The following is a 24,850-nucleotide window of genomic DNA, read 5'->3' as shown; positions in this document are numbered from 1 at the left end:
TTGGACGGGGCCGCCGTTTCTTTCTGGCAGCCATGTGGGCAGCCAGTGGGCGGCCACGGGCGCGCGCCATGTCAGCCTTTCTCGTTCTCCTGGTTTTGGCCTTCTTCACCGTCCGTGGCCGGGGTTGTTTCTCCCCATAGGGCGGAGCCCATCCGATCCGCCGCGTCCGTCGACAGCTCCGGCGCCACGTGGCTGTACGTACCGAGGGTCAGGCTGATCTGCGAGTGCCCCATGATCTCCATGACCACCCGCGGGTGAACCTTCTGCGCGAGCAGCAGACTCGCCATCGTGTGCCGGGCGTCGTGGAGCCGGGCCGCGCGGACACCGGCCTGTGACAGCAGGTCCTGCCAGGCCCGGTGGTCAGCCCGGGGGTCGAGCGGCCGCCCGTTCGGCTGGACGAACACGAGATCGTGTTCGTTGGCCCACTCGCCGCCGGCCGCCTGCTGTTCGGCGCGCTGTGCGGCCCGGTGGGCCCGCAGGCTGGCCGCCAGGTTCGGCGGGATCACGATCGTCCGCCGACCGGCCCGGCTCTTCGGACGGACGATCACCAGGCCCCCGCCGGTACGACGGGGGCACCGACGGGCAGTGGTGCAGTTCTTCGGGTCGGCACAGCCGTGCGCCCAGGCCCGCCGTTGCAGGGCTTGGCGCACCGTGAGCGTGGCCGGGACCGCGTCCAGGTCGACCGCGTCCCAGGGCAGGCCCAGCGCCTCACCCTGCCGGAGCCCGAGCGCCAGCGCGACGGACCAGCGGGCCGCGTTGCGCTGGCCCTTCGCCGTGTCGAGGATGGCCCGCGCGTCCGACGCCGTGAGCGGACGGATCTCGTCCCGGTCGACGGAAGGCGGATCGACCAGCGTTGCCACGTTCCGGACGATCCGTCCCCGCCGGTGCGCGACCTTCAGCGCACGGGAGATGATCCGATGCATCTGGAGCACCGTGGCCGCGGCGAGCCCTTCTTTCTCGCACCGGTGGTAGAACGCTTCGAGGTGCTCCGGGGCGAGCCGGTCGAGCCGGACCGCGCCGAGCGCCGGGACGATCCGGTTCCGCACGTACCCGCGGTAGGTCGCCAGGGTGGACGGGCGGACCTTCCTCGCCGCGATCGTGTCCAGCCAGAACGTGAGCCACTCGTCCAGCGTCAGCGGCTTCACCCCGGTGACCACGGCGACGCCGTCTTCCTGCTCTCGGCGCAGTGCCCGCAGCTTCTCCGCGACCTCCGTGCGGGTCTTGCCGGACAGGTACTTCCGCTGTCGCTTCCCGTCCTTCCAGCCGAGGTCCACGGTCGCTCGCCAGCGGCCGGAAGCGTCCTTGTAGATCGCGCCCTCACCGGCGCCGCGCCGGCCCTTGCGCGCGGCCATCAGGCAGCGTCCAGCGGGTTGCCGTCGGGCCATTCGATGGTGTCGCACCACGGGCAGCCGTAGCGGCTGTCGCCCATGTCGCAGGCGAACTTGGACTCACCGTCCGGCTGGGGGTAGAGCCGACCCTGTCCGGCGCGGGCACGGTCGAGGTGTTCCCGGAGAGCCTGTTGAAGGCTCATCGTCGGGTGCCCGTCGTGGTCGGTGTTCATGATGAAAGGGGCTCCTTGCCGAAAGAACGGGGAGAGGCGCGCGGGCCGCGGGTGGCGTTGCCCGGTGCCGGTGGCTTTCCGTTCTCTGGCGCAGGAATGGTCTGCCGGGGCGCCGGCCGCGTCCAGGGCGCTTCGCGTCGCTGACGCGATCGGCCTACGGCCGACCCTGGACCCGTCCGACACCCCGACAGCTTCAGGCGCCACCAGAGGACGGAAGAAAAATGGAGGGGTAGAGCAGGCAGAGCAGCCGCTATGGGCGGGGGACGCTCGCCGCCGCCGGTCCCGTCGAGGGGTTGGCGTTGGCCGGGACGACTGCCGAAAGCCCGGGGTCCTGGCGGAAGATCAGGACGAGGTCGACGTCTCCGAAGTGCTCGGCGAACACGGCGTCCGCGGGCAGGTCACCCAGGATCACGGCGAGATCGCCGACGTCCGCGCCGGGCCGGATCGTCAGGGTGTGGTCGCCGCTGTCGGTGGTGCGGGTCGCGACGAGCGGGGAGTCTCCGCCGGGGGTGCGCCACGCGCCGAAGTTGCCGGAAGAGAAGATGTTCATCAGGGCTTCGTTCCTGTCTGAGGCAGGGGTGGGGTCTCAGGTCCCGGTCGGGTGTTGGCGCACTCGCCGGGACCGCCTTGCTTGCGAGCCGGATCGGTCGGGGTGGGTGGTGCTCGGCACCGCGCCCGCGTCATGCCGCTTTTCCCTCTTCGACGACGCCGCGCAGCCGGTCGACGAAGGCGACCAGGTCAGCGGCCGGGATGCGGCGCGCGCGTCCGATCCGCACGGACGGGATGTCGCCGCTGTTCATGAGTTCGTAGATCGTGGTCCGGCCGACACCGAGGAGTTCGGCGGCTTCCGCCGGAGTCAGGAGAAGCTTGGTCACGGTTCTCTCCCACGGGTCAGGACGGGTGATCAGGCGGCTTGTGCCCTGCCCGGTGGGCCGAGGCCGATTGCCGGAAGTTCGTCGGGTGCGGCGCGTCGGGCCGCGTCGAGCTGTGCGCGCCAGGCGTGGCGTTGCGCGACGGCCTGCAACAGCAGGTGTTCGCGGCGAGGTGCGGCCGGGTCGCCGGGCCGGAGCATCGTCCAGGCGGTGCGAGCCGGGTCGGTGTCGGTTGCCGCGGCCGGGCCGGTGGCGGTGTGGCCGAGCGCTTCGAGCTGCTCCCGGATGAACGCGACGCGATCATGCTTGTGGTCGGTCAGCGACTTGCCGGACCACTTGCGGCTCACCAGGACCCGCCGGCCGCCGAAGCCGAGGGTCTCCCGTCGGTGTGCCTTGCCGCGGCAGCGTCCCGGGACGAGGCCCGGTTTCGCGTTCTTCGGCTGGACGCCGTAGCGGAGCCAGTTCGCGCAGGTGGGTGAGCAGGGTTCGTAGCGCAGGGCTTCGGCGAGCCGGTCGACGTGGCGCCGTTGCCGGTCGGTGGTGGCCGTGTGGCAGGCGTCGAGGCTTTTGGTCAGGTACTTGCAGAGGTAGCCGATCATCCGGCCGGTGTGCGCCGAGTTCGAGGTGAAGCCGTCCGCTTGCAGTTGCGGGCCGAAGCGCACCACATGGGACGGTTCGTCCTCGTCTCCGATGGCGTCGAGCGCCTCATCCCAGGTGGGCAGCGGCCGGCCGGAAGCCGGATCGACGTATCCGCCCGTTTCGCTTGCCCAGGTCGGGAGTGCCGTGTCCAGGTAGACGGGCTGGCCAGACGGTGGCCACCAGACCTGGTGATACGTGGCCGCCGCCACCTGCCGCAGCAGGGCCCGTGGCACGGTTCCGCGGAGGGCCGCGTGCAGGTGCGGGGCGAGCCGCCGTTGCGGTTCGAGCGCGGCGAAGTACTGCACGTCCCAGCCGACCGCACGGCGGAGGTTCTGCCAGAAGCGGTCGATCAGCTTCGGGAAGTGGATCGCGTCGCGGGCCGCCCGCCGGTAGTCATACGACGCTGGGTCCACCGGAGCTCCGTCGGAGTTCACCCGCCCGTAGGTGTCGCAGGTCAGCGTGAGGAACATCGACGGCCGCCAGGTCGTGCCGTCCGCCGCCTCATACGTCCGGCCGATCGTGCGCTTCTCCACGGGCAACCGCGGCAGGTCGGCAGCGTCCTGCCGCCGGCGGGTCGAGCGGGCACGGCGGGGCCGGTCCCGGTTGTCCGGGGCAGTCTTGCCGCGCACGCCCAGGGCGTTGAGTTCCTCGTCCACCTGGCCGATCAGCGCGTCGATCTCGGCGACGCCGGCCGGGTCACTGTCCCGTTCCGCGTCCTGCCGGGCGACTTCGAGATCCGCGCGGAAGCCGGCAAGGACCTTCGCGTCATCGGACGGCGGGTCCGGGTCGGGAAGCGGTTCGTCGTCGAGGTGCCACCCTGCCCTGCACTGCGCCATCCGCAGCCGCCGGGCCTTCTCCGCGCAGGTCGGGCACTTGCTGGCCAGGGTGGCGCCGCAGGGTACGGGGATGATCTCGGTTTCGCCGGTGTCGAGGTTCGTGCGCCGCATCGCCATCGGCCGGACGCACACGCCGTTCTCGACGGCGACCGCTTCGACGACCGCACGGGCGAGCGGCATCCGCATCCGCGCCGCCCGAGAGCCGGGCCGATCGTCACGGTTGGTGGGGTCGTGGGGGCCGGCCGGGTCAGGGCCGGGAGGGGGAGGGAGGGTCACGCGGGCAGTTCCTCCGAGACGTCGACGTCGAGATCCGAACGGTCGGTAGCGATGGGCGGGGCGGGTTCGGTGAAGTGGGTGCAGGCACAGCCGGCCCGGGTGCCGGTGTCGCCATGGCAACGGCCCCGCCGGTGAGCGACGTACAGGTGGGAGCAGGTGGTGCACACCGGCACCACAGGCAGCGGAGCGGACAGATCCGGATCGCCGGCCGGGGTGGTCATGCGACCTCATCCCATCCGGCCGGGTCGGCACCGTCGGCGGAGCCGCTGTCGGTGTAGGGGTCGAGGTCGGGTGTCCAGCCGCCGCCGGTTGCCGTCGACGGCCGGTAGGCCCAGACGGTGCGGCTGATCTCGGTGTCGTCGATGTGGGCCGCGCGGACCCGGACCGGTTCCGGCTGTCCCTCAGCCAGGACGTAGCCGACGCCGGGCAGCGACAGCGGGATCTCGTCCGCCCGTGCCCCACGGTCCCGGGCACCGGAGCCGAGCACGAGATCCGGCTGTTCGGCTTCGGTCATGCGCAGTGCGACCCGGACCGGGAACAGGTCCCGGAAGGGCAGCACCTCCTTACGCGGGTCCTGCACCGCCGCCAGGACCACGACGCCGGGGGCGCGGCCCTGCGAGAGCAGCAGCGGCAGCGCCGCCCCGATCCGCTTCTTCACGTCCCGGTCGGTGACGTACGCCGTCAACGACGCGATTTCGTCGACCACCACCACGATCAGCGGATCGCCGACGGTGGGGGTGTGCAGCCGGGTCCGGCCGCGGAGCCGTGCCGTGCGTCGTTGCATGACCGTCACCGCGTGGTCGAGGAGATCCGCAATCTCCCCTGTCGTGGTGGCGAACCGGGCGAACAAGGGCTCACCGAAAGCGAGTTCCATCCCGCCCTTGGGGTCGCACACCCACAGCTTCACCAGGCCCGCCCGCACCGCCGGGCCGAGACCGCGGATGATCGACCACAGCACCGAGCCCTTACCGGCACCGGTGGCCCCCGCGACGAGGACATGCGTCCCGCGGACCGGCAGGGTCCACGGAGAGCCGTCCTCACAGCGGCCGACCGGGACCGCGCCCAGCTCCGCCACCAGCAGGCCCGACGCGGCACCGGGATCGTCCACGAGATCCGGGGCCACGTCGCCGGGTCGGGGCCCGTCGAGGTCACCGGGAGTGACAGGGCGGACGAGGGTGTCACGGTGGTGGAAGTGCAGCCGGACGAACCGGTGCGGTTCTGCCTGGACCTGACAGCGCCGGGCCCGGAACACGTGCCGCAGGGCTTCGGCCTGCTCCGCCCACTGTTCCGGGGTCTGCCCGGGAAGTAGTTCCACCCGCAGCACGTCCACCGCTCGCGTCGAGCGGATAGAACGGATCCGGGGGTAGTAGTCGTCGAAGGTGACCTGATCGGCGTTCGAGGTCGGGACCCGGATCGCCAGGTCGGTGTGCACCATCGCCGGCCGCCACCGCCGCCGGTAGACGAACGCCAGCCGGACCCGTCCCCACACCCACCGTGCCAGCCACCCGAACGACACCGGATGCACCCGCCGCCAGACCACCGCCACCAGCAGCAGACCGACGAGCAGGCCCACCAGGCCCAGCAGGCCAAACCGGTGGACGAACACCAGCAGGCCGACCGCGACGGGAACGGCGATCCGGTGCCGCCAGCACCAGCGCACCCCGAGCACCAGCCCCTTGCCGGCCACCGCGAGGAGCAGCATCCACAGCGGCACCCGCATCTTGTCCGGCCGGGACGGAATCCGCGGCATCCGCTGGTCACCGTAGATTCTGGACATGGCAATACCACCCTGTTTTCGAGCGCACGAAACCACGGGAAGAGGGAAGGGGGAGAGGGAAACGTTCCGGAAAATGAGGGAGGCGCTACGCCGCGTTTTCCGTCGGCGGGGCGTCGTTCTGTGCGGCGAGGGCGATCCGCTCGCAGTCGGCGAGGTAGGTGTTCACCGCGTCGCGCAACGCCCGCGCGAACGCGAGGTGCGCCGCCGGGTCCGCCTCAGCGACGGATGACAGGGAGAGCGCGGTCGGGCCCACGGTGAGGGACAGGATCGGGGGCCGGTGGGGGTAGCTGTGACACACCGCGTACCAGCTCGTCCCGACGTACAGCGCCAGAGAGGTGAACGACCCGGATGGGTCAGCGTCGTGGCCGGTCATGCCGCCGCCCCCGTCCGCCGCACCGCGCCGACCTGCCGCAGCCGCAGGGCCCGCATGGCGTAGCCCTGCTTCGGGTACTTGCCGTTGGTGTCCACCCACGGCGTGATCGTCAGCCCGTCGAACAGCACCGGCCGGAACGGCGTGCCCGGCATCACCTCCGGCAGGACCGGCTGCACCTCCCCGGGCACCTTCACCTTCAGCTCCGCCTGCCGGGCCGCCGGGTCCGGGTCCAGCACCCGCACCGCCCAGATCCGCTCGCCGGTGTTCGGGTCGCGTTCCTGCGGGTCGGGAGCGTTCGCCTTCACCTTCTCGTAGTCGTTCGCCGGTTCCACACCGAGCACGAAAGCACCCGCCGGGAACACGTCCTCGAAGCGCACGGGAATACGCCGGGGAACCGCCATGGATTCGTCAACCTCCGAAGGTCAGCCCCGCCCCCGGGTGGTCCGGGGTACGTCGGGCAACACCCACCATGCACCGCTCGCCGAGCGCTCGCCAAGCTTCTATACGCCTATGGATAACGCCTCGTTATAAAAACGGCCCCACCGTCATGGCAGCCTTCCGGGAAGCTCATCACGCGAACTACTGTTTGGTAAACAGCAAACGATCCGGGGGTGTTGATCCACGATGGCGCGCGAGACGACGGCAGGGGACGACGGGCGGGCTGTCGGTGCCGCGATCACCGCGCGGATGCGGGAACGGCGGATGAGTCAGCAGGCGTTGGCCGCCGCGTCCGGGGTGTCGGTCGCGACCCTACGGGAACTGGCACGGGGCACCAGCAGCCGCCGCGCCCAGGACGCCACGCTCGCCGCCATCTCCCGCGCGCTCGGATGGCCGGACGACCACCTGTTGACCGTCCTCCTCGGGAGGGAGCCCGACGAGGTGCCCCTGCCGGTCCTGCCGGTGGATCAGCAGATCCTGGAGGTCCTGCTCCGCATCGAACGCAGCCTTGCCACCATCGGCGCCCAGCTCATTCCGCCTGCTGAGCGGTGCGACAGCGTCCGGTAGCACCCGGGCATGCGAAAGGGCCGGATCCGATGACATGGTCACCATCGGATCCGGCCCTTCATCGGTTCAGGCCCGGTCTACCCCCGAGGATTGACCGGGCCTGAACCTGTCCCGTCCGGGGGGCCGCCGGTGGGGCGGCTCAGGAAGACGCGGATCGCGCCGAACGCATCCGCGTGCCCCGCCCGGTACGCCTGCTGCTCCTCACGGGTGATCCACCGCGACCGGTCCGGGAACCCGGTGGGGATGTCGAGCGCCGAGCCGGTCAGCCGCAGCAGATCCCGCCGGGAGACCTCCCCGGCGGGCAGTTGGTAGACGAGGATGACGTCTCCCGCCCCGTGCACGGAGTGGAACTCCAACCCTGCCGGAAGCTCCGCCAGGGCCCGGTGCAGGTCCGCCAGGTCCGATCCCGGCTGGATCACCACCGCCCACGTGCCGGCACCCCACGGCAGCGTCACCACCGCCGCCAACGACCGATCCCGAACCACATCCGCACGCAACGGCGGCCGGGCGTCGTGGGCGGTCACCGGAGACGCCGCGCACGCCGAGTGACCAGATGATCCAGGTGCCCACCGAGCACCATCCAGTCACCCAGCTCCGCCGGCTTCTCCTCCACGAAGAACCGCAACGCGCACACCTGGTACCGCGTCCAGCAGCGATCCAGCGCGAACGCTTCCGCTTCCTGCGCCGACCGAAACGTGATCATTGTGTCCCGCACCCGGCCGGAACCGTCGTCCTCGAAGCGGACCACGCCGAACAACACCGGTTCCGCTGCCACCGATGTTCGCCGTGCAGCCACGTCCGTCATGCCATCTCTCCCTTCCTGCCTGGTCACCACGCCCAGCGCCCGTCCCGCAGCCAGGCCGCGGAGACGGGGCGCAGCCAGGACGTACGCTCACGCATCCAGGCAGTTCGGAATAGATATGTGGATGGATACTCAGCGTGGATAGACTGGCGGACGGTACACGGTCCACCACGCCACACATCCCGTTTCGTGGATGGGAGCAGCCATGACCCGTCGCCGCCCACTACCCACCGCACCGACCGGCCTGTGGGACCGCCCCGAGATGGCCCAGGCCCTCACCGCACGGGACATGCAGACCGTGCTGGCGATCTACCGGAAGTGGACCGGTGCCTCCCAGTCGCAGATAGCCGCCATGACCGGCATCCCGCAGCCGTCCATCAGCGTGATTGTCCGCGGGAAACGCCAGGTCACCACCATCGAGAACTTCGAGAAGTTCGCCGACGGACTCGGCATCCCCCGAGACCGTCTCGGACTCGCCAGCTCGGAAACCACGGAAACCGCCGGCAGCGAGACGAGCCCGGACCGGCGCACCGTGATCGCAGCCGGAGCGCTGTTCGCACTCGACGCCGAGCTCGACGAGGTCACCCGCCGGATGCAGCAGTTCGCCGCATCCAACGTCGATGACGACGCGCTACACCAGCTCGACACCAGCATCGAAGTCGTGGGCCGCCGCTACGAGAACAGCGACGCCGCCACCGTCTACCCCGTCGCCCTGAAGCAGCGCCGGTGGGTCGCCGACCTGATGTCCGGACACCAGCACCCCGACCAGCGCCGCGAGCTGTACGCCATCGGCGGGAAGCTCTCCGGCCTGCTCGGTTATCTCGCGTTCGACCTCGGCAACGAACTCGTTGCCCGCGCCTACTGCAACGAGGCGATGAGCCTCGCCAAGACCGCCGGACACCGCGATCTCGCCGCGTGGGTCCGCGGCACCCAGAGCTTCATCGCCTACTACGGCGGCCGGTACCGCGAAGCCCTGGACCTTGCCCGCGACGGCCAGCGCTACGCCCGCGGCGGCCCCGCCAGCATCCGACTCGCCATCAGCGGCGAAGCCCGCACCCTGGGCAAGCTCGGCGACATCGCCGGAGTCGACGAGGCCGTCGGCCGCGCCCTGGCCGCCCACGCCCGCATCGAGGACACCGACCCCGTCGGCTACTTCCTGTCCTTCGACCCGTTCACCGCATCCCGCATCGCCGGCAACGCCGCCTCCGCCTACCTCGCCGCCGGAGCCCCCGACCGGGCCCGCGAGTTCACAGACCAGGCCATCCCCATCTTCGCCGCCGCCGACTCCACCGCCAGCCACGCCCTCACCCTGGTCGACGCAAGCATGACCTACCTAACCGGTCCCAACCCCCAGCCCGACCGCGCCGGAGCACTCGTTGCCGAAGCACTCGACGTCGGCGCCGATCTGCGATCCGAAGTGGTCGCCCGCCGGGCCCGGGACTTCCTGCTCACCGCCGCCCAGTGGCGCACCGTCCCGGAGATCGCCCAGGTCAACGACGCCGTCAAAGCCTGGAGACTGCCCACCGCCTGACGTTCAGGCCCCCAGCCGACCAATCAGGGTGGTCACACCGTCTACCCTGAGCGGTCGTGCCGCCGACCCACGAAGACCAGGTAGACGCCGACGACTGGGAAGCTTTCCGCCGCACCGAACGGATGGCCGATCACTGGTGGTGGCGCCCCGGATGGCGGCCGGACCGGCGCTACCTGACCTGGTACCTCGTCTTCCAGGACCAGGCCCTCACCGACTACGTGGCCGGATTCCAACGCGCACTGGCCGACCTGGAGTACCTCGACCCCGTGCCGGTCGACGGACTGCACATGACCGTGCAGGGCGTCGCGTTCGCCGACGAGCTGCCCGCCGAGACCGTCGCCGCGATCGGGAAGGCCGCCGACGAGCGATGCGCCGACATCGAGCCGTTCGCCCTCACCGCCGGCCCCATCGCCGCTTACCCCGGCGGAACCTTCCTCCGCGCCACCCCATGGCACCCAGTTGCCGAACTACGCGAGCAGCTACGAGCCGCGATCGGTGACGTCCTGGGCGCCGACGCCGTGCCCGACGAGCCCGCCCGTTTCAAACCCCACATCAGCGTCACCTACTGCAACGCCACCCCGCCCACCGACGAGGTCATCCGCCGACTCACCGACCTTCGCAGGCGGCCACCGATCAGCGTGCCCGTCGGCAGCGTCGACCTCCTCGAACTCCGCCGAGACGGCCACGCCTACCGGTGGGACGTCCGGCACCACGCCGACCTCACCGGTTGACCGGCACCGACAGGGCCAGCGGCGGCCCGGTCCCCACGAGCACGAGCCCGCGCATTTGCCGAATCCTTCGTTTTGAGATCAAGCCGCGGTGCGGTCCGCGCCGCGCGACCGGCTGCGCGCGGCCTGGCGGCCGTGCTCGCCGGGCCCGTCGCACCCCGCACCGCGTAGACCATCCGAGACGTTCGACGAAGTCCGCCAGTCGCCAGCGTGGGCTGAACCAGCCGAGGCACGGAACGTGATGCTGCGGACGTTCGTCGCGCAGCCGATGGGCAGCCGAAGAACGAGCAGAGGGCACGCCAGCCGACAGCCCCATCACCAGTGCCAGGGCGCTTCGCTCCCCGGACAGCCCAACCCTCACTTGCCAGCGACGAGCCTGGCCTGGGGTAACCAGGCCGGAGTGGACATAAAATCTGCGTGTGTCGGCTCCCATGACTTACCTTGACGTGCCCTTAGACGCGATGCCACGGCCGAGCTGCCGGGGTGCCGTACATGGCTGATTTCCGCGTAGCGGTGTTTGCGTCGCATACCGGGACCAATCTACGGGCACTGCACCAATCCTCTCTCCGGCCTGCCGCGGCATTCCGCCTGGCCTTGGTCCTGAGCAACAACGGAGGGTCCGGCGCTCTTGCATATGCCCGAGCCCATGCCATACCGGCCGCTCACATGTCAGGAGTCACGCATCCCGATCCCGATCAGCTCGACACGGCTATATGCACGCTACTAAACGAAAGAAAGATCAGCCTGATCGTCACGGCGGGTTACATGAAAAATATTGGCCCGTGCACGCTGAAATCCTACGCCGGTAAGATCATAAACGTGCATCCGTCTCTGCTGCCGAGACATGGCGGAAAAGGTATGTACGGCAGAGCAGTACATGAATCCGTCCTGGCCTCCGGCGATCGCATTACCGGGCCTTCAGTCCACATCGTCACAGCAGAGTACGACGCGGGGCCCGTTATCGCGCAACACGAACTACCCGTCCAGCCGGATGAAACGGTCGAAAGCCTGTCCGAGAGAGTTCTCGCGGCCGAACACATCCTGCTTCCAACAGTAGTGCAAGATCTTGCCGTTCACGCGATCTGAGACAGCCAGGGACCAGGCAACGCTGCGAGACGACGGGCCCGATCTAAGCGAGGTACCGAGCCACTAGTGGTCGCCGCCGTTAGTTCGTCGGTGATGGGTGGTGGCGGGTAGGTAGAGGCCGGCGGCGAGGTCGAGGGCTGCTTCGGCGGTGCCGGTCGGTGAGCCGTCGGCCAGGACGGAGTCGGCGTAGTCGTCGTGGCTGGCGCGCCAGATCGCGAAGCCCCACTGGTTGGCGTAGCCGCCGTAGCGGAGCCGGCACAGGGGCTGGTCGTCGCCGTCGGGATCGGTCGCGGTGACGTAGGCGAACCGACCCCGGTAGCGGGTGGACACGCTGATCCCGGGCCAGTTCGTGGCGGCATGCGCGACGAGACGCTGCCGCAAGGAGATCTTCGTCGATTCCGGGATACCCGCCACGGTCTGATTGTGGCCGGGGGTTGATCGTGGTGTGCCTTGGGGGCGTGGCTGGCCCGGTAGGACCGGGAGGGTGTCCCGCCGTGCCACCGCGATCACCCTGACCTGCGACGTCCGTGCCGTTCTGGCGGGCCGTGCCCGTTCGTTGACGGTGCCGCGCCGTGACTGGCTGCGCGCGGCGATCGTGCTCGCCGCCGCCGACGGTGCGAGCAACACGACGATCGCCACCGATCTCGGTGTCTGCGAGGACACCGTGGGCAAGTGGCGGGGCCGGTTCGCCCGTGAAGGGCTCGCCGGGCTGGTGGACCGGCCCCGTTCGGGTCGGCCGGCCCGGTTCACCGCGGTGCAGGTCGCCGAGGTCAAGGCGTTGGCGTGCACCCGGCCCGCGGACGTCGGTGCGCCGCTGGAACGCTGGTCGAACGCCGAACTCGCCCGCCACGCGGCCCGGGAGGGCATCGTGGCGGGCGTGTCAGCGTCGTCGGTCGGACGCTGGCTGGCCCGGGATGCGATCCGCCCCTGGCAGCACCGCTCGTGGATCTTCCCCAGGGATCCGGCGTTCGTCGCGAAGGCCTCCCGGGTCCTCGATCTCTACGCTCGGATCTGGGACGGTGCACCACTCGGCGAGAACGACTATGTGATCTCAGCCGATGAGAAGTCCCAACTGCAGGCACTGCGCCGCTGCCACCCGACCGCGCCCGCCCAGGCCCGTCACGGACCGCGCGTCGAGTTCGAGTACCAACGCGGCGGCACCCTGGCCTACTTCGCCGCCTACGACGTCCACCATGCCCACGTCATCGGCCGGATCGAGCCGACCACCGGCATCGCCCCGTTTCACCGGCTCGTCGACCAGGTCATGACGGCCGAGCCCTACGCCTCGGCACGCAGGGTGTTCTGGGTCGTCGACAACGGCTCCTCCCACAACGGCCAGACCTCGATCCGCCGGATGAGCGCGGCCCATCCGACCGCGACGCTCGTCCACCTCCCGGTCCACGCCTCCTGGTTGAACCAGGTGGAGATCTACTTCTCGATCCTGCAGCGCAAGGCCATCGAACGCGGGGACTTCGCCGACCTCGACGCACTCGGCGACCGGGTCATGGGCTTCCAGGACCTCTACAACCAGACCGCGGCCCCGTTCGACTGGAAGTACACCCGCGCCGATCTCCTCAAGACCGCCAGCGGCCTCGCCCTCGCCGCATAACCGGCGAACTTGCAGCGACGACCACTAGGCCGTGGGTCGTCGGACGGCCGTCGCAGACGTGACAGCCAAGTTGACAGCCAAGCCGTCGGACGGCCGCGGACGCTGACGGACACCAGCAGACGGAGCGCACCAGGTCAGCGGACGCGGTGGACATCCACGGACGTCGGCGGAAGATTCAGATCTAACTACGGATCAGAGGCATCAGCGCCGTCTGCGCCAGGGTGGAGATCGCAGAGGCTGGCAGCCTGGATGGCAGCCAAGCCCGCGAACGGCGGCGAACGGTCACGGACTTGGCGGACAACTGCGAGCCCGCGACCGGCACCGGCGGACGTCCACGGACGTTGGCGGACGAACCACCGATGATCTCTTAATCCGCGGGTTCGGGGTTCAAGTCCCTGGCGGCGCACCCGTACGCAGGCCCCTAATGGGACATACCGGGCAGCCGTGAGGCAGGCTCGGTTCCGGTAGCCGCCAGCAGGTGAGCACTCGAGGCCCCTGGACGCAGGACGAGTCCTAAGGTCAGACCGTGCCCCTGCCGGTGGTCGGGAGAGCGGACCACAGATGGGATGTCGTGCCCGCTGATCGTGGCGTGAGCACTTGACCATTAGGGTGTGGTGGATCTCCTGGAGGCTGCCGGACCTGGTGCCGAGAGACGGGAGACCCGGATGCTGTTCGTCGGTGACGACTGGGCGCAGGACCACCACGATGTGGAGGTGCAGGACGAGACGGGTCGGCGACTGGCGAAGGGCCGGCTGCCGGAGGGCGTGGCCGGGATCGCCCGGCTGCACGCGCTGATCGGGCGGCACCTGGCCGAGGACGCCGGCCCGGAGCAGGTCGTGGTCGGGATCGAGACCGACCGCGGCCCGTGGGTGCGGGCGCTCGTCGCGGCGGGCTACCAGGTGATCGCGGTGAACCCGTTGCAGGCGGCGCGGTACCGGGAGCGGTACTCGACGTCGGGTGCCAAGAGCGACGCCGGCGACGCGCACAGCCTGGCGGACATGGTCCGTACGGACCGTCACCAGCTGCGGCCGGTCGCTGGGGACAGTGACACCGCCGAGGCGGTGAAGATCGTGGCGCGGGCGCATCAGAACCTGATCTGGGACCGGACCCGCCAGACCCAGCGGCTGCGCTCGGCGCTCCTGGAGTTCTTCCCGGCCGCGCTGGCCGCGTTCGACGACCTCGATACCCCTGACGCGCTGGAGCTTCTCGCGAAGGCGCCGTCGCCGGCCGAGGCCGCGAGGCTGACCGTTGCGCAGATCAGCGCCGCGCTCAGGCACGCCCGCCGGCGGAAGATCCCCGAGAGGGCGGCCGCGATCCGGGCGGCGCTGCGGGCCGAGCAGCTGCCCGTCACGCCGGCGGCGACCACCGCCTACGCCGCGGTCGTGCGCGCCCAGGCCGGGCTGCTCGCAGCCCTCAACGGCGAGATCGCCCGGCTCGAGGAGCAGGTCGCGGACCATTTTGACCAGCACCCGGACGCGAAGATCCTGCTGTCCCAGCCCGGCCTGGGACCGGTCCTCGCGGCCCGGGTGCTCGCCGAGTTCGGTGACGACCCGACGCGCTACGCCGACGCGAAGGCACGGAAGAACTACGCCGGCACGAGCCCGATCACCCGCGCCTCCGGGAAGAAGAAGACGGTCCTGGCCCGCTACGCACGCAACAACCGGCTCGCCGACGCGCTACATCAGCAGGCGCTCTCGGCCCTGAGCGCATCCCCGGGCGCCCGGTCGTACTACGACGCGATCCGCGCGCGCGGCACGTCGCACCACGCCGCGCTGCGCCAGCTCGGCAACCGGCTCGTCGGAATCCTGCACGGCTGCCTCAAGACCCACACCCCCTACAGTGAGGCAACCGCATGGACACAGAAAGCAACACTCGACGTCGCCGCTTGACAACGAAAACCATGGGATGTCTGACCTGCAGCTAAGCATTTCTCTCCCTATCCCCGGAATGCTCCTTGATCGTTGTGGGCGGCACGTGGGCGCGGGGAACTGCATTCGCGATTGCCTCCGCTGCGGCCCGGCCCGTCGACCGCAACAGATGGGCGTACAGATCCCCCGTGATCCGGGTAGAGCTGTGCCCGTGGCGTTTCGAGACGAGCGTGATGTCGACCCCCTCAGCGAGCTGGATCGAGGCCGAGCTGTGCCGCAGATCGTGTAACCGCCGCCGGGACAGCAGATCCCGGCCGAGCTCGTCACCGGGCAGGAGCTCGAAGGGAAGCGGGCCGTCGAGGGTGAGGGCCGCGCCCGCCCCGCGGCGGCGCGGGCTGCCACCTCGTAGTCGTAGGCGCTGACCTTCAGCGCATGCTCGCCCGCTTCGAGGAAGAGCCTGGCGAGGACCTGGAGCTGGGTGGTTGCCCGGCCGGGGAGGATTCTGGCGGCCCAGGGGACGAGGCTGGCCAAGGAGTCACGATCGACGGTGAGACGCACCCGCCCATTGTGCGCCTCGTACGAACGGATGTTCGGATACGGCTCAGGTGGCGGTTGGAGGAAGTGCGGGCCGTTCGGCGGCCTGGACGAGTACCCCCAGGTCGTGGACTGCGGGCAGGGCGGGCCAGCGGGCGTCCATCTGCCGCCACATCTGCCCGGCGACGTCGACAACCCAACTCGTTCGCTGTTCCCCGACAGCGGCCAGCGCGGAGCGTGCGGCATCGGCGGCCCGTTCGGGGTCCGGCTCGGGTCGGCGTAGGTAGCTGCGTGCGAGGGCGTTGTATGACCCCCCGAGGTTCCCGGCACGCCCGGAATCCGCGTAGGCCGCGATAGCGCGCCGGGCGTGCTCCTCGCTCGCGGGATCGGCGAGTTGAGAGAGGATCGCCGCGCTCTGGGCGAGGGCTTGATCCTCGTCAACGGCGACCGTTCCGGGCAGAGGGCCACCGGTCCACAGGTTTGCCCACATGTCGTCGAGGGCGTGGCGGGCTGCCGCCGGATCGCCCGCACGGGCCGCGGCGCGGGACTCGCAGGCGCCGAGCATGGGCCGGGCGTAGGGGTGGGCGTAGGGGTGGGCGTCCTGGCGCCGTTCGGCGGCGACGGCTTGGGCGCGGTGCGGCTGGTTACGGAAGAACGCGAACGAACTGTCGAGCACGGCGACGCAGTCCGCGAGGAGCCGATCCCCGGCCTCGTCTGCGTGCTGGCCGGCGAGGTCGAGGTAGGTGTCGGCTGCCTGGGTGTGGCCGAGGTCGTTAGCGGTCAACGCGAGGTAGAGCGCGTACTGGCCTGCGCGGGTGTCCAGGGTGGTGCGGGTCCGGCCGCGGACCCGGCCGTCGAGGAGCCGTTCTACGGCGAGCCAGCCCGTTTCGACCCGGGGCACCAGCAGGCCCGCGGGTGTGGCGGTATAGGCCGCGGCGATGTCGTGCACGTCCCGTTCGATCTCGCGGAGGGTGCGAGGAGCCACAGCCGATTCGGCGATGCGGTCGGAGATCGCCGCCGAGGTGTCCGCGGTGGCGAACAGGCCGGCTGCTGCCATGCTGCCGCCGATGAGAGTGCGTCGGTTCGTCGGGCTCGTCGGACTCACCTCCTCCGCTGGTTCCACTGTCGGGTCATTCCCCGTTGTCGCGCTACCCCTTCGCGCGAGATTGGGGCGGAATCAAGTGGTCATGGCGACACATGCCCTGCCAGCGGATTGTCGAAAACTTCGACTGGCTTCGCACCGTTCAATGTCTGCTGTGGCGTCTGCCGTGGCCGTCCAGTCAACTGTGCGGCCGCAGTATCAAACTCCGCCGCCATCCCGGTGCGCTGGCGACGGAGCGTCCCTTTCCGGGGCGTGGCCGAGGTTCCGCTCGGCTTCGGGAGCCCGTTACTCCGGTTACCGGAGAGAACGGAGCAGGAGCCGGCCGAACCGGGTGAGGAGCAGGGCGCCGGAACCGGCGAGCGCGGCGAGCACGCCGATGAGGAGGTCTCGCGCCGAGTTCACGCCGAGGACCTGGAGTACCGCGAAGGCGGCGCCGAAGGGCAGGCCGACGACGGTGATGACGCCGAGCGCCGCGCCGACCTGCTGCCCCTCCTGGGTCTGGGCGATCCGGTTCAGGTCGACGATCTCGGTGAGCACGGCGTCGAACCGCTCGGGCAGATGGTGCTGTGCCTGATAGGCGGTGAGGATGTCGTTCGCCGGGCCGTGGGCGCTGGCGTCCCGGAGCCAGTAGATGTTGCGGAATCGCGCGGCCCGTTCTTCGAGACGAGCAAGATGACGGGTAAGGTCCTGGGCTTCGAACGCGCGGGCCGCCTCGGCGATCATCTCGGTGATGGCCACGTTCTGGATCATGCCGATCAGGACCGCGTCGAGGTAGGTGGTGTGGGCGTAGAGCTGGGCGAAGCCGAAGAACGCATCGTCGGCGCCGTCGTCGGGGCGTAGACCGAGAAAGGCGGCGCCGTCCCGGGTGACGAGCCCGCGCCAGTCTGCGGAGAGAATCACTCGTCCGTCGAGGAGCTGGTCGGCGTGGTCGGGATCCGGCGGGTAGTCGGCGTTGGCGGTACGGGATGCGAGATGCCACAGCCAGGTGTCCGCGGTCGACCAAGAGTCGATTCGGGCGGCGTCAACGGGTCGCGGCGGGTCGGCTTCGGGAAGGGTGGGGAAGGTCAGGAAGGCGATTGTGAACCTTCGGGCCGACGGCGCCAGGCGGGCCCAGGTGGGCAGCGCCGAGCCGAGGTCGGGGGGTGGGGTCGCACTGCCGCGCCGGCCGGCGACGGCGCGCAGGACGTCGAGGAGCTCGGACCCGCCGGCCTGGATATGGACATGGACGATGACGAAGGCGCGATCCGGCCGGTCCGGGTCGGGTAGGAGGATCTCCGTCCCGAAGATCGGGCTGTCCGTCTCGCCGGTGGGTGCGGTGCGCTGCCAGCGACTCGGCCGGTCAGGCGTGCCGTAGAGGATGCGTGCGCAGGCGGCGCTGAAATAGGTGCTGCGTGCGGCGGTGGTCGCTTCGATTTCCTTGTGGCGTAACGGCAGCGGACCTTCCGGCCAGTCCGGGGTGCCGGTGAGGAAGGCGGGACAGACGACCACGAAGGAATGCCGTCCCGGCTGGTCTACCGGTAGAATTCGTCGACCTCCGGAAGGTCCAGTCTGATCACGAAGTGAGCTCGGCCGGTGGACGGGTCGACCTCGAAACGCACACGCTCCCCGACGATGATCGTGCGGAATCCTTCGGTGACGATGTCGCTGTAGTCGAAGCCGTGGATCTCGCCGGTCTCGTCGTCGCGAACCAGGTAGGTGGCGGTGACCCGGTGGGGTCCGCTGCCCAGCGGCTGGCGGTCGACGATCCGGCCGAACCGCTGCCCGCTGTCCGGCTCGCCGGTCATGGTCACGCGACCTCCCGCACGCAGCGGAACCCGACGGCGTTACTGCTGCCCCGACGTAGGTACAGGGCCTTCGACGAAGTCTGCACCGCCCGGTACGGGTTGTCGTAGGAGCCGCCGCAGATCACCGCGGAGTTGATCCCGTCGAACACGGTCTCGGTCCATTCCCACACGTTGCCGGACATGCCGTGCACCCCGAACGGGGACAGGTTCGCCGCATGATCGGTCACCGGGGTCGGGGCGCAGTCCCGCAACCGGCCGCCGTCGATCTCCTGCTTCCAGACCTCGTAAGTCACCAACGGCCGGCCGCTCCACGCGTCGGCGCAGTTGACCGCGGCCAGGTCGACGCCGTCTCCCCAGGGGAACAGCCGGCCATCCGTGCCCCGGGCGGCGGCCTCCCACTCGACGCAGGTCGGCAGCCGCTTGCCCTCGAAGCGGGCGAAGGCGTAGGCACTCCACCAGTTGACGCAGTTCGCCGGGTAGTTATCGTACACCGGATCGGTGAAGTACTCCGGGTTGCGCAAGCGTTCCTGCCATGGTTCGTGGCTGTGGCCTGGCGGAGTGTCCGGATGATCCCACTGCGCGCAGCCCTGCTCGGCGACCGCGGCGAGGAACGCCTTGTACTGCCCGACCGTCACGGGGAACTCGTCGAACAGCACCGGCTTCTCGATCTTTCGAAGAAGGAGGCGGTGGCTCGGCCCGACCAGGTACGTCGCTGCCGGCAGCGTCCGCGGGGGCGCGGGGATCGTCTCGGCGCCGAGGTGGACGAGGAACTCCCGGACCTGCTCGGTCAGAATCGGTTCGGCGTTGCTGCCCGCGGCCTCCCGTCCGGCCGCGGTCCGCAGGTAGCGCGCGGCGAAATACTCCTGGAAAACGGTGTGCACCAACGCCACCGTGCCGGCGCCGGCCGGACGGAACAGGGGCGCGAGCAGTAACGTCTCCAGCGTGACCCGTCCCTCGGCGAAGCATTCGATGCCGACGTGGGTGCAGATGTCCGCCAGAGTGAACACCGCCTGATCGGCCAGGAACGCCGGGCCGAAGTAACTCTCCAGCCTGGGCTGGAGATCAGCGAGCCCGGCGGTGTTCAGGACCTGCCCGATGCGGGCCGGCACCAGGTCCGCGAGGTGCCTGGCCGCATCCACGGCGGGCCCCCGCGCGAGCTGGCCGGTCTGCTGAGCGAGCCGCAGTTCCAACGGCGAGACCGAGTAGACCCGCTCGTCCGCGTGCAGCTTCAGGTCACCGGGTCGGACCACGCTGAACTGCGGAAGCTCCAGCGGATCGACGCCGTTCGCGTGCAGCTGCTGGACGAGCTGCTCCGAGATCAGCGACGAGCTGTTCAGCAGCCGGCGGACCTCGGGCGAGTCGGCGAGGAACGAGTAGTGGTTACGGAATTCCACGTAGATCCGCACCGGCCGGCACCGGCGCTGGTGACCTCCGGTGGGTACCATCCGGACCTCAGCAGCGTCGGGTCCGTCCAGGAAGCCGTCCCGACCAGAATGTCACCCACGCCCGTCGCCTCCTCGCCGGGTTCCACGCTCACGAACCGGTACCCGCCCGCAAACGGCATGGTTGGCGCAGGACCCGTCAATCCGGGGCGGTGACCGGTCAGGAGGCGGTGACCGGTCAGGAGGCGGTGACCGGTCAGACGACGGCGAGCGTGGTCGACCAGAGCACCGCACCGCCGGAGTCCCGCAGCTCCACGGTGAGCCCGCCACCGGGATCGAGGTGCACGCGGCCGAAGAACTGCAGACCGGCCGAGGGCGGCAGGTTGGACTGACCCGCCGGAGGGGCCTTCACGAAAACAGCCTCGGGGCCGAAGGTGGGATCGAGCGTGTTCGGGCCGAACGTGCCGGCGTTCAACGGCCCGGAGACGAACTCCCAGAACGGGTCGAAATCGGTGAAGGCAGCCCGGTCCGGGTGGTAGTGGTGTGCCGCCGTGTAATGGACGTCAGCAGTCACCCAGACCACATTGCGGACCCGGTGCCGGCGGAGGCCGGCGAGGAGGTCCGCAATTTCCACCTCGCGCCCCAGCGGGGCACCCGGCCGGCCCTGCGCCACCGCCTCCACGCCGCTCGGGTTGTCCGGCACCAGCAGCCCGAGCGGGAGATCGGCGGCGACCACCTTCCAGGTGGCGCGGCTGGCGGCGAGCCCGGCCAGCAGCCACTCGCTCTGGTGGCGGCCGAGTATCGCCACGCCGGCGGGATCCTCCTGGGCGTCGGGATTCGGGTTCTTGAACGAGCGCATGTCCAGGACGAAGACATCGAGCAGCGGGCCGTAGGAGATCCTGCGGTAGATCCTCCCGCCCGGGTCGGCCCGACCGGGAATGAACGGGGTGTACTCCAGGAACGCCTGCCGCGAGCGCGCCGCGAGGACGTCCACCCGTTTCTCGCTGTACCGGGAGTCGTCGAGAATCTCACCGGGATACCAGTTGTTGAGCGTCTCGTGGTCGTCCCACTGGAACACCCACGGCACCTCGCGGTTGAACGCGAGCAGGTTTGCGTCGAGCAGATTGTACCGGTAGTTGCCGCGGTACTCCGCGAGGGTCTCGGCGACCTTGGACTTCTCCGGGACGACGAGGTTGCGCCACACCGAGCCGTCCGCGAGCGGAACCGTCGGGAGGATCGGCCCGTCCGCGTACACGGTGTCCCCGGAGCAGATCGCGAAGTCCGGGTTCAGCCGGCGCATCGTCTCGAAGATCCGCATCCCGCCGAGATCGGGGTTGATACCCCACCCCTGGCCGCAGATGTCACCAGACCAGACGAACGAGACGTCGCCAGCACGGCCGGGGGCGGTCCGGAACCGGCCGGTCGACGTCTCGCCGACGAGCGCCGGGTCATCCGCCGAGGCGAGGCGGACCCGGTAGAACACCTCCTCGCCGGCAGGCAGGCCGCGGACCGGCACCGAGGTGGTGAAGTCGGTCGCCGCGTCCACCCGGACGACGCCGACCCGCCGGGCTGCGGTGAACGTCTCGGTGGCTGCCACGTCGACCGCGAGCACCGCCGGCCGATCGGCCCGTGCCCACACCACCGCGCTGTCCGCGGTGACATCGCCGGACTGCACGCCGGAGGTAAACGTGGGCCGGCCACCCCGCACCTGGCCCGGGGCCCGGTCCGCGACCGCGGCCCGCGCCGCCGGACCCCCCCGGCGGTGCCGGCGGCGGCCGCCAGGGACGCCACCGTCGCTCGGGCCAGCACATCCCGTCGGTTCGGCATGCGTTCCTCTGCCATCTCGCCCGGCCCTCCTGTCACTGTCCGTATGGCCGCAGTCCCCCGACGTCGACCATCACAGTGCAGGTTCCGGGCAGCCGTCGGCCCCCGTTTCGGAAGCGAAAAAGTGAACTGTGCGTGGCGTCCCGCACCGCCTGCCGCAGAGCCGCAGAGCCAGGGAAACCCTGGTAATCTGGGCCGCTCTCACGGCCCCTTAGCGCTTTCGCGATCCGTATCTACGTAGAAATTGCTATGATCTATCCGTAGATGCGGCTTCAGTCGGAGCTTTGCCGTCGGTGACCAGCCTTTACCTCCCTCGACGAGAAAGGGACGGACGATGTCTCCGCAGATCAGGCGGTTGATCAGAGTGGATGCGTGACATGTTCTGGCCAGGCCCCGCCCACCCCGACGACGAGACCAGGCACTGGCTCGCCCGGGTCGAGAAAGTCGCCCCAGTCCTGGTCCAGCACCGTGAACAGGCCGAACAGGAGAGAATGACGCCGCCCGACGTCATCGACGCCCTGCGTGAGCAGAACATCCACCGGATGTGGGTCTCCCCGGCCTTCGGCGGCGGCGGGGTGAGTGTCCGGACCGGTTCCGCGGTGCTCCAGGCGCTCGCCCGGATCGACGCCTCCGTCGCCTGGCAGATGGGGGTCCAGGGCGTCATCGGCCGGATGTCGGACTACCTCCCGGAGCAGACGGCCGGCCGGATGTTCCGGGAGAGCGATGGTCTCGTCGTCGGTGGGATCAACCCGTCGGGCCACGCCGAGGCCGTCCCCGGCGGTTACCGGGTACGCGGTCGGTGGTCCTTCGCCAGCGGCTCCACCCACGCCGACTGGCTGGTGTGCGCCTCACTCGTCACCGAAACCAGCGCGGCCGGCGAGGTAGCCGCGGGAAGTAAGGCGAACTCGTCGGCCCCGGCCCCGCCCACAACCCGGATGATGTTCGTTCCGCGGGATGCCGTCCGTTTCACCGACGACTGGTTCACGATAGGGCTGCGCGGCACCGGGAGCGTCAGCTTCACTGTCGACGACCTCTTCGTCCCCGAGGAGCACACCGTCGACGGCGGGCTGCTGCGCCGGCTGCCCGCGGCCCGGCCCTCGCGCGGCTACCCCATCGCGTACTACGACTTCGGCCCGTTCACGACCGCGTCAACGGCGCTCGGCATCGCCCAGGACGCGCTGAGCGCCTTCCCGGGGCTGGCGGTCAGCGCGGTTCCTGCCCGCGGGACGGAGACATTGGCGTCCAGCCATACCGTTCAGGCCGGCCTCGCCCGCGCCGCGGCCCTGGTCAGGGCGGGTGAACTGCTGCTCGACGATGCGGCCGGCCACGCGAGTGCCCGCCTCATCGGCGGGGAGAAGCTCAGCGCCCTGATCCGGCTCGCCGCCACCGCCGCCGGCGAAAACACCCTGAAGGCCGTGGACACCCTGCACGGCCTGGCCGGCACCAGGGCCCTGGGCGCGGCAGGCCGGCTCGACCGCTGCTTCCGCGACATCCACACCGTGGTCGCGCACATCACCCTGGCGCCGACGAACTTCGAGATGGTCGGGTCGTATCTCCTGGGCGGCTCGTTGCTGATGCGGCGCTGACCCCGTCCGATGCCCCGAGTCCCTACCCCCGAGCCCCGAGCCCCCGGGGACGGTCTGACGAGTGCCATCGCGGCGAAGGTCTGCCTGGTCGCCCGAGTGCCGTCAGGCGTTGGCGAGGGTCGCCTCGAAGGCACGGTCGACCGCCTCGGTGACCATCACCGCCACCGGCTTCGGCATCTCAGCGATCTTCCCGGCTGCCGCCAGAGCCTCGCCCACCAGAAGTGATCAGGGCGACGCCGGGACTTCGTCACCCCCGTGGGGAGCACCCGGTGGCACCCGTGGGAGTATGCCACTGGCAACCCACGGCCGACGCGAACGATTACATCAGTGTTATCAAAATGTTGTTGACAATGACCGGCGGCGTTTACGGTCGGCAATGGTCGCGCCGGCAAGACTCGTAGTCGGCGAATATTCGGTCCATGAAATCACGGTCCGCGATGCCGCACCCGGCGAAACCGTGTTCGACGATACCCCATCGAGACATACCCAACATCCGTTGCAACGGAAGCCCGCGAAAACATCAACATTCAAACAAGTTCCTGACATCGCGACCTGGCATCCAGATCCGAAGAAAATACATTCCGCCGCAACCCCGGCAACCCGTTATCCCACCGTTCCAGCACGGCCGACCAGGAGCGTTCGTGGCTCGTCCGCCCGAAGTGCTGTTCGTCTGCGTCCACAACGCGGGCCGTTCTCAGATAGGCGCCGCCCTGCTCGACCGACATGGTCGTGGCCTGTTCCGCGCCCGATCCGCCGGCACCGCCCCGGCCCCGGCCATCCACCCGGGAGTCGTCACCGTCATGGCCGAGGTAGGCATCGACCTGTCCCGGGAGTCCCCGAAGCGACTAACCAACGAGATGGTCCGCGACTCCATCGTCGTCATCAACATGGGATGCGGCGACGCCGTTCCCAGCTACCCCGACACGCGCTACCTCACCTGGAAACTGGATGATCCGGCGGAGTGCACGCTCGAGGAGATCCGGTCGATCCGCGACGAGATCGACGCCCGCGTCCGGGCACTGGTCTACAGTCTCGGCGTGGCCGCCCGCGTCGGGCTGCTGAAGAACCAGCCCGGTTACACCGGGATCCCGCCTGGCGGTACTGACCCGGATGCGTGGCGCTATCCTCCACCGGTCGGGGCGGGCGCACCCGACGCGACCGCGTGATCCGGCACGACCGCGTCGACGGGCTCGGCCTCCCGGTGCGGGATGATGATCGTCGCGCCGATCGGGACGGTGCCGCCACGCACGACGTCTGCGCGCAGGCCACCTCGGTCGCGTAGCGCGCTCCAGACCCCGGGGCGGGTGAGCTGTTCGAGGTAGGAGCACGGTGGGCAGGGCCGGACACCGAGCAGGACAACGTCGTCGATGCGGAAGGTCCGCCCGACGAGGTCGAGCAGCGCGACGCCCTCCGTCACCAGGTTTCGCCTGGTCTCCCACTCGGCCAGAGCCACCCCGGCATCCGCGGCCACGGCGGCGATGACCTCACGCTCGATCAGCGTGACGGCGCGACCGGCGCCACCGCGCGCGGAGTAGGTCCCGGTGCCGGTGGCGTAGCGGTCGCCTTCGAGACCGTGACCCTCGATCATTCGAACGGCCTCACGGGCCCGCATCCGGGTACCCCGGATCGGCGTGGTATAGATCCCGACCAGGCGTCCCGCGACCATGATGCCGAC

Annotated in this window: 27 protein-coding genes; 8 read left to right on the top strand and 19 right to left on the bottom strand. The window is 69.9% G+C overall.

What is annotated here, in order from left to right; all coding sequences use genetic code 11:
- Positions 1-71 precede the first annotated feature (71 nt).
- The 9 genes from FRANCCI3_RS05165 to FRANCCI3_RS05125 form a co-directional block, all read right to left on the bottom strand.
- On the bottom strand, positions 72-1,352 hold the full coding sequence (locus FRANCCI3_RS05165) for a tyrosine-type recombinase/integrase (protein WP_023841839.1): 1,281 nt from the start codon (positions 1,350-1,352) through the stop codon (positions 72-74).
- Entirely contained in the window at positions 1,352-1,561 is a 210-nt protein-coding gene (locus tag FRANCCI3_RS05160) for a hypothetical protein (protein ID WP_023841838.1), read from the bottom strand. Before FRANCCI3_RS05160 ends, FRANCCI3_RS05165 begins: the two co-directional genes overlap by 1 nt.
- 250 nt (positions 1,562-1,811) lie before the next feature.
- Positions 1,812-2,111, bottom strand: a complete 300-nt coding sequence (locus FRANCCI3_RS05155; protein ID WP_011435483.1) for a hypothetical protein — start codon at positions 2,109-2,111, stop codon at positions 1,812-1,814.
- A gap of 130 nt (positions 2,112-2,241) precedes the next feature.
- Positions 2,242-2,436, bottom strand: coding sequence for a helix-turn-helix domain-containing protein (locus FRANCCI3_RS05150; protein WP_011435482.1), 195 nt, complete (start codon positions 2,434-2,436; stop codon positions 2,242-2,244).
- Between the two features lie 29 nt (positions 2,437-2,465).
- Complete coding sequence (locus tag FRANCCI3_RS05145; protein WP_011435481.1) at positions 2,466-4,184, bottom strand: replication initiator; 1,719 nt, start codon at positions 4,182-4,184, stop codon at positions 2,466-2,468.
- Complete coding sequence (locus tag FRANCCI3_RS05140; protein WP_011435480.1) at positions 4,181-4,405, bottom strand: hypothetical protein; 225 nt, start codon at positions 4,403-4,405, stop codon at positions 4,181-4,183. The genes FRANCCI3_RS05145 and FRANCCI3_RS05140 overlap by 4 nt, the downstream gene beginning before the upstream one ends.
- On the bottom strand, positions 4,402-5,961 hold the full coding sequence (locus tag FRANCCI3_RS05135; protein ID WP_011435479.1) for an FtsK/SpoIIIE domain-containing protein: 1,560 nt from the start codon (positions 5,959-5,961) through the stop codon (positions 4,402-4,404). Before FRANCCI3_RS05135 ends, FRANCCI3_RS05140 begins: the two co-directional genes overlap by 4 nt.
- Positions 5,962-6,046: 85 nt before the next feature.
- On the bottom strand, positions 6,047-6,334 hold the full coding sequence (locus FRANCCI3_RS05130) for a hypothetical protein (protein ID WP_011435478.1): 288 nt from the start codon (positions 6,332-6,334) through the stop codon (positions 6,047-6,049).
- Positions 6,331-6,735 carry a hypothetical protein gene (locus FRANCCI3_RS05125; protein WP_011435477.1) on the bottom strand — a complete coding sequence of 135 codons (405 nt, stop codon included), beginning with the start codon at positions 6,733-6,735 and terminating at the stop codon, positions 6,331-6,333. The genes FRANCCI3_RS05130 and FRANCCI3_RS05125 overlap by 4 nt, the downstream gene beginning before the upstream one ends.
- A gap of 223 nt (positions 6,736-6,958) precedes the next feature.
- Here FRANCCI3_RS05125 and FRANCCI3_RS05120 point away from each other — a divergent pair, with 223 nt between their 5' ends.
- A complete protein-coding gene (locus tag FRANCCI3_RS05120; protein ID WP_011435476.1) occupies positions 6,959-7,339 on the top strand; it encodes a helix-turn-helix domain-containing protein in 381 nt (126 codons plus the stop codon).
- 77 nt (positions 7,340-7,416) lie between these two features.
- Here the strand turns inward: FRANCCI3_RS05120 and FRANCCI3_RS05115 are convergent, their stop codons facing one another.
- Both FRANCCI3_RS05115 and FRANCCI3_RS05110 read right to left on the bottom strand, forming a co-directional pair.
- Positions 7,417-7,863 carry a hypothetical protein gene (locus FRANCCI3_RS05115; RefSeq protein WP_108913842.1) on the bottom strand — a complete coding sequence of 149 codons (447 nt, stop codon included), beginning with the start codon at positions 7,861-7,863 and terminating at the stop codon, positions 7,417-7,419.
- Positions 7,860-8,144 (bottom strand): hypothetical protein, encoded by a 285-nt coding sequence (locus FRANCCI3_RS05110; protein ID WP_023841813.1) that lies wholly within the window; start codon positions 8,142-8,144, stop codon positions 7,860-7,862. Before FRANCCI3_RS05110 ends, FRANCCI3_RS05115 begins: the two co-directional genes overlap by 4 nt.
- A gap of 202 nt (positions 8,145-8,346) precedes the next feature.
- Between FRANCCI3_RS05110 and FRANCCI3_RS05105 the strand changes: the two genes are divergently transcribed.
- From FRANCCI3_RS05105 to FRANCCI3_RS24170, 3 genes are all read left to right on the top strand, one after another.
- Positions 8,347-9,672 carry a helix-turn-helix domain-containing protein gene (locus tag FRANCCI3_RS05105; RefSeq protein WP_011435473.1) on the top strand — a complete coding sequence of 442 codons (1,326 nt, stop codon included), beginning with the start codon at positions 8,347-8,349 and terminating at the stop codon, positions 9,670-9,672.
- A gap of 56 nt (positions 9,673-9,728) precedes the next feature.
- Positions 9,729-10,403 (top strand): 2'-5' RNA ligase family protein, encoded by a 675-nt coding sequence (locus FRANCCI3_RS05100; RefSeq protein ID WP_011435472.1) that lies wholly within the window; start codon positions 9,729-9,731, stop codon positions 10,401-10,403.
- Between the two features lie 489 nt (positions 10,404-10,892).
- Positions 10,893-11,486 carry a phosphoribosylglycinamide formyltransferase gene (locus FRANCCI3_RS24170; protein ID WP_011435471.1) on the top strand — a complete coding sequence of 198 codons (594 nt, stop codon included), beginning with the start codon at positions 10,893-10,895 and terminating at the stop codon, positions 11,484-11,486.
- A gap of 63 nt (positions 11,487-11,549) precedes the next feature.
- Here FRANCCI3_RS24170 and FRANCCI3_RS05090 read toward each other — a convergent pair whose 3' ends face one another.
- Complete coding sequence (locus FRANCCI3_RS05090) at positions 11,550-11,900, bottom strand: hypothetical protein (protein WP_011435470.1); 351 nt, start codon at positions 11,898-11,900, stop codon at positions 11,550-11,552.
- Between the two features lie 70 nt (positions 11,901-11,970).
- Here FRANCCI3_RS05090 and FRANCCI3_RS05085 point away from each other — a divergent pair, with 70 nt between their 5' ends.
- Positions 11,971-13,095, top strand: coding sequence for an IS630 family transposase (locus FRANCCI3_RS05085; protein WP_035958574.1), 1,125 nt, complete (start codon positions 11,971-11,973; stop codon positions 13,093-13,095).
- A 665-nt stretch (positions 13,096-13,760) separates the two neighbouring features.
- A complete protein-coding gene (locus FRANCCI3_RS05080) occupies positions 13,761-14,984 on the top strand; it encodes an IS110 family transposase (protein ID WP_011435467.1) in 1,224 nt (407 codons plus the stop codon).
- Between the two features lie 31 nt (positions 14,985-15,015).
- Here FRANCCI3_RS05080 and FRANCCI3_RS27825 read toward each other — a convergent pair whose 3' ends face one another.
- From FRANCCI3_RS27825 to FRANCCI3_RS05055, 6 genes are all read right to left on the bottom strand, one after another.
- Complete coding sequence (locus tag FRANCCI3_RS27825; protein WP_255353893.1) at positions 15,016-15,267, bottom strand: tyrosine-type recombinase/integrase; 252 nt, start codon at positions 15,265-15,267, stop codon at positions 15,016-15,018.
- A gap of 297 nt (positions 15,268-15,564) precedes the next feature.
- A complete protein-coding gene (locus FRANCCI3_RS05075; protein WP_011435466.1) occupies positions 15,565-16,620 on the bottom strand; it encodes a hypothetical protein in 1,056 nt (351 codons plus the stop codon).
- A 273-nt stretch (positions 16,621-16,893) separates the two neighbouring features.
- The gene (locus FRANCCI3_RS05070; RefSeq protein ID WP_011435465.1) at positions 16,894-18,087 is read right to left on the bottom strand and encodes a hypothetical protein; all 1,194 of its coding nucleotides are present in this window, start codon (positions 18,085-18,087) and stop codon (positions 16,894-16,896) included.
- 23 nt (positions 18,088-18,110) lie between these two features.
- Entirely contained in the window at positions 18,111-18,383 is a 273-nt protein-coding gene (locus FRANCCI3_RS05065) for a hypothetical protein (protein ID WP_011435464.1), read from the bottom strand.
- A 2-nt stretch (positions 18,384-18,385) separates the two neighbouring features.
- On the bottom strand, positions 18,386-19,789 hold the full coding sequence (locus FRANCCI3_RS05060; protein WP_049760843.1) for a formylglycine-generating enzyme family protein: 1,404 nt from the start codon (positions 19,787-19,789) through the stop codon (positions 18,386-18,388).
- A 232-nt stretch (positions 19,790-20,021) separates the two neighbouring features.
- Positions 20,022-21,473, bottom strand: a complete 1,452-nt coding sequence (locus tag FRANCCI3_RS05055) for an alkaline phosphatase D family protein (RefSeq protein WP_011435462.1) — start codon at positions 21,471-21,473, stop codon at positions 20,022-20,024.
- 493 nt (positions 21,474-21,966) lie between these two features.
- Between FRANCCI3_RS05055 and FRANCCI3_RS05050 the strand changes: the two genes are divergently transcribed.
- Positions 21,967-23,175, top strand: a complete 1,209-nt coding sequence (locus FRANCCI3_RS05050) for an acyl-CoA dehydrogenase family protein (protein WP_023841286.1) — start codon at positions 21,967-21,969, stop codon at positions 23,173-23,175.
- Between the two features lie 641 nt (positions 23,176-23,816).
- A complete protein-coding gene (locus FRANCCI3_RS27815) occupies positions 23,817-24,341 on the top strand; it encodes an arsenate reductase ArsC (protein ID WP_011435460.1) in 525 nt (174 codons plus the stop codon).
- Here the strand turns inward: FRANCCI3_RS27815 and FRANCCI3_RS05040 are convergent.
- Positions 24,296-24,841 (bottom strand): MOSC domain-containing protein, encoded by a 546-nt coding sequence (locus FRANCCI3_RS05040; protein WP_011435459.1) that lies wholly within the window; start codon positions 24,839-24,841, stop codon positions 24,296-24,298. The two genes, FRANCCI3_RS27815 and FRANCCI3_RS05040, sit on opposite strands and share 46 nt — an antisense overlap.
- Positions 24,842-24,850 lie beyond the last annotated feature (9 nt).

Origin of the sequence: Frankia casuarinae, assembly GCF_000013345.1 — a bacterium.
In the GTDB taxonomy this organism is placed as follows: Bacteria; Actinomycetota; Actinomycetes; order Frankiales; family Frankiaceae; genus Frankia; species Frankia casuarinae.
Note: the sequence above shows the minus strand (reverse complement) of the source record. Positions and strands in the feature narration are given on the sequence as shown.

Coding starts and splice junctions, on each gene's coding strand:
- FRANCCI3_RS05165 (WP_023841839.1), bottom strand. CDS start 1,352: ATGGCCGCGCGCAAGGGCCGGCGCGGCGCCGGTGAGGGCGCGATCTAC.
- FRANCCI3_RS05160 (WP_023841838.1), bottom strand. CDS start 1,561: ATGAACACCGACCACGACGGGCACCCGACGATGAGCCTTCAACAGGCT.
- FRANCCI3_RS05155 (WP_011435483.1), bottom strand. CDS start 2,111: ATGAACATCTTCTCTTCCGGCAACTTCGGCGCGTGGCGCACCCCCGGC.
- FRANCCI3_RS05140 (WP_011435480.1), bottom strand. CDS start 4,405: ATGACCACCCCGGCCGGCGATCCGGATCTGTCCGCTCCGCTGCCTGTG.
- FRANCCI3_RS05135 (WP_011435479.1), bottom strand. CDS start 5,961: ATGTCCAGAATCTACGGTGACCAGCGGATGCCGCGGATTCCGTCCCGG.
- FRANCCI3_RS05130 (WP_011435478.1), bottom strand. CDS start 6,334: ATGACCGGCCACGACGCTGACCCATCCGGGTCGTTCACCTCTCTGGCG.
- FRANCCI3_RS05125 (WP_011435477.1), bottom strand. CDS start 6,735: ATGGCGGTTCCCCGGCGTATTCCCGTGCGCTTCGAGGACGTGTTCCCG.
- FRANCCI3_RS05120 (WP_011435476.1), top strand. CDS start 6,959: ATGGCGCGCGAGACGACGGCAGGGGACGACGGGCGGGCTGTCGGTGCC.
- FRANCCI3_RS05110 (WP_023841813.1), bottom strand. CDS start 8,144: ATGACGGACGTGGCTGCACGGCGAACATCGGTGGCAGCGGAACCGGTG.
- FRANCCI3_RS05105 (WP_011435473.1), top strand. CDS start 8,347: ATGACCCGTCGCCGCCCACTACCCACCGCACCGACCGGCCTGTGGGAC.
- FRANCCI3_RS24170 (WP_011435471.1), top strand. CDS start 10,893: ATGGCTGATTTCCGCGTAGCGGTGTTTGCGTCGCATACCGGGACCAAT.
- FRANCCI3_RS05080 (WP_011435467.1), top strand. CDS start 13,761: ATGCTGTTCGTCGGTGACGACTGGGCGCAGGACCACCACGATGTGGAG.
- FRANCCI3_RS05065 (WP_011435464.1), bottom strand. CDS start 18,383: ATGACCGGCGAGCCGGACAGCGGGCAGCGGTTCGGCCGGATCGTCGAC.
- FRANCCI3_RS05050 (WP_023841286.1), top strand. CDS start 21,967: ATGTTCTGGCCAGGCCCCGCCCACCCCGACGACGAGACCAGGCACTGG.
- FRANCCI3_RS05040 (WP_011435459.1), bottom strand. CDS start 24,841: ATGGTCGCGGGACGCCTGGTCGGGATCTATACCACGCCGATCCGGGGT.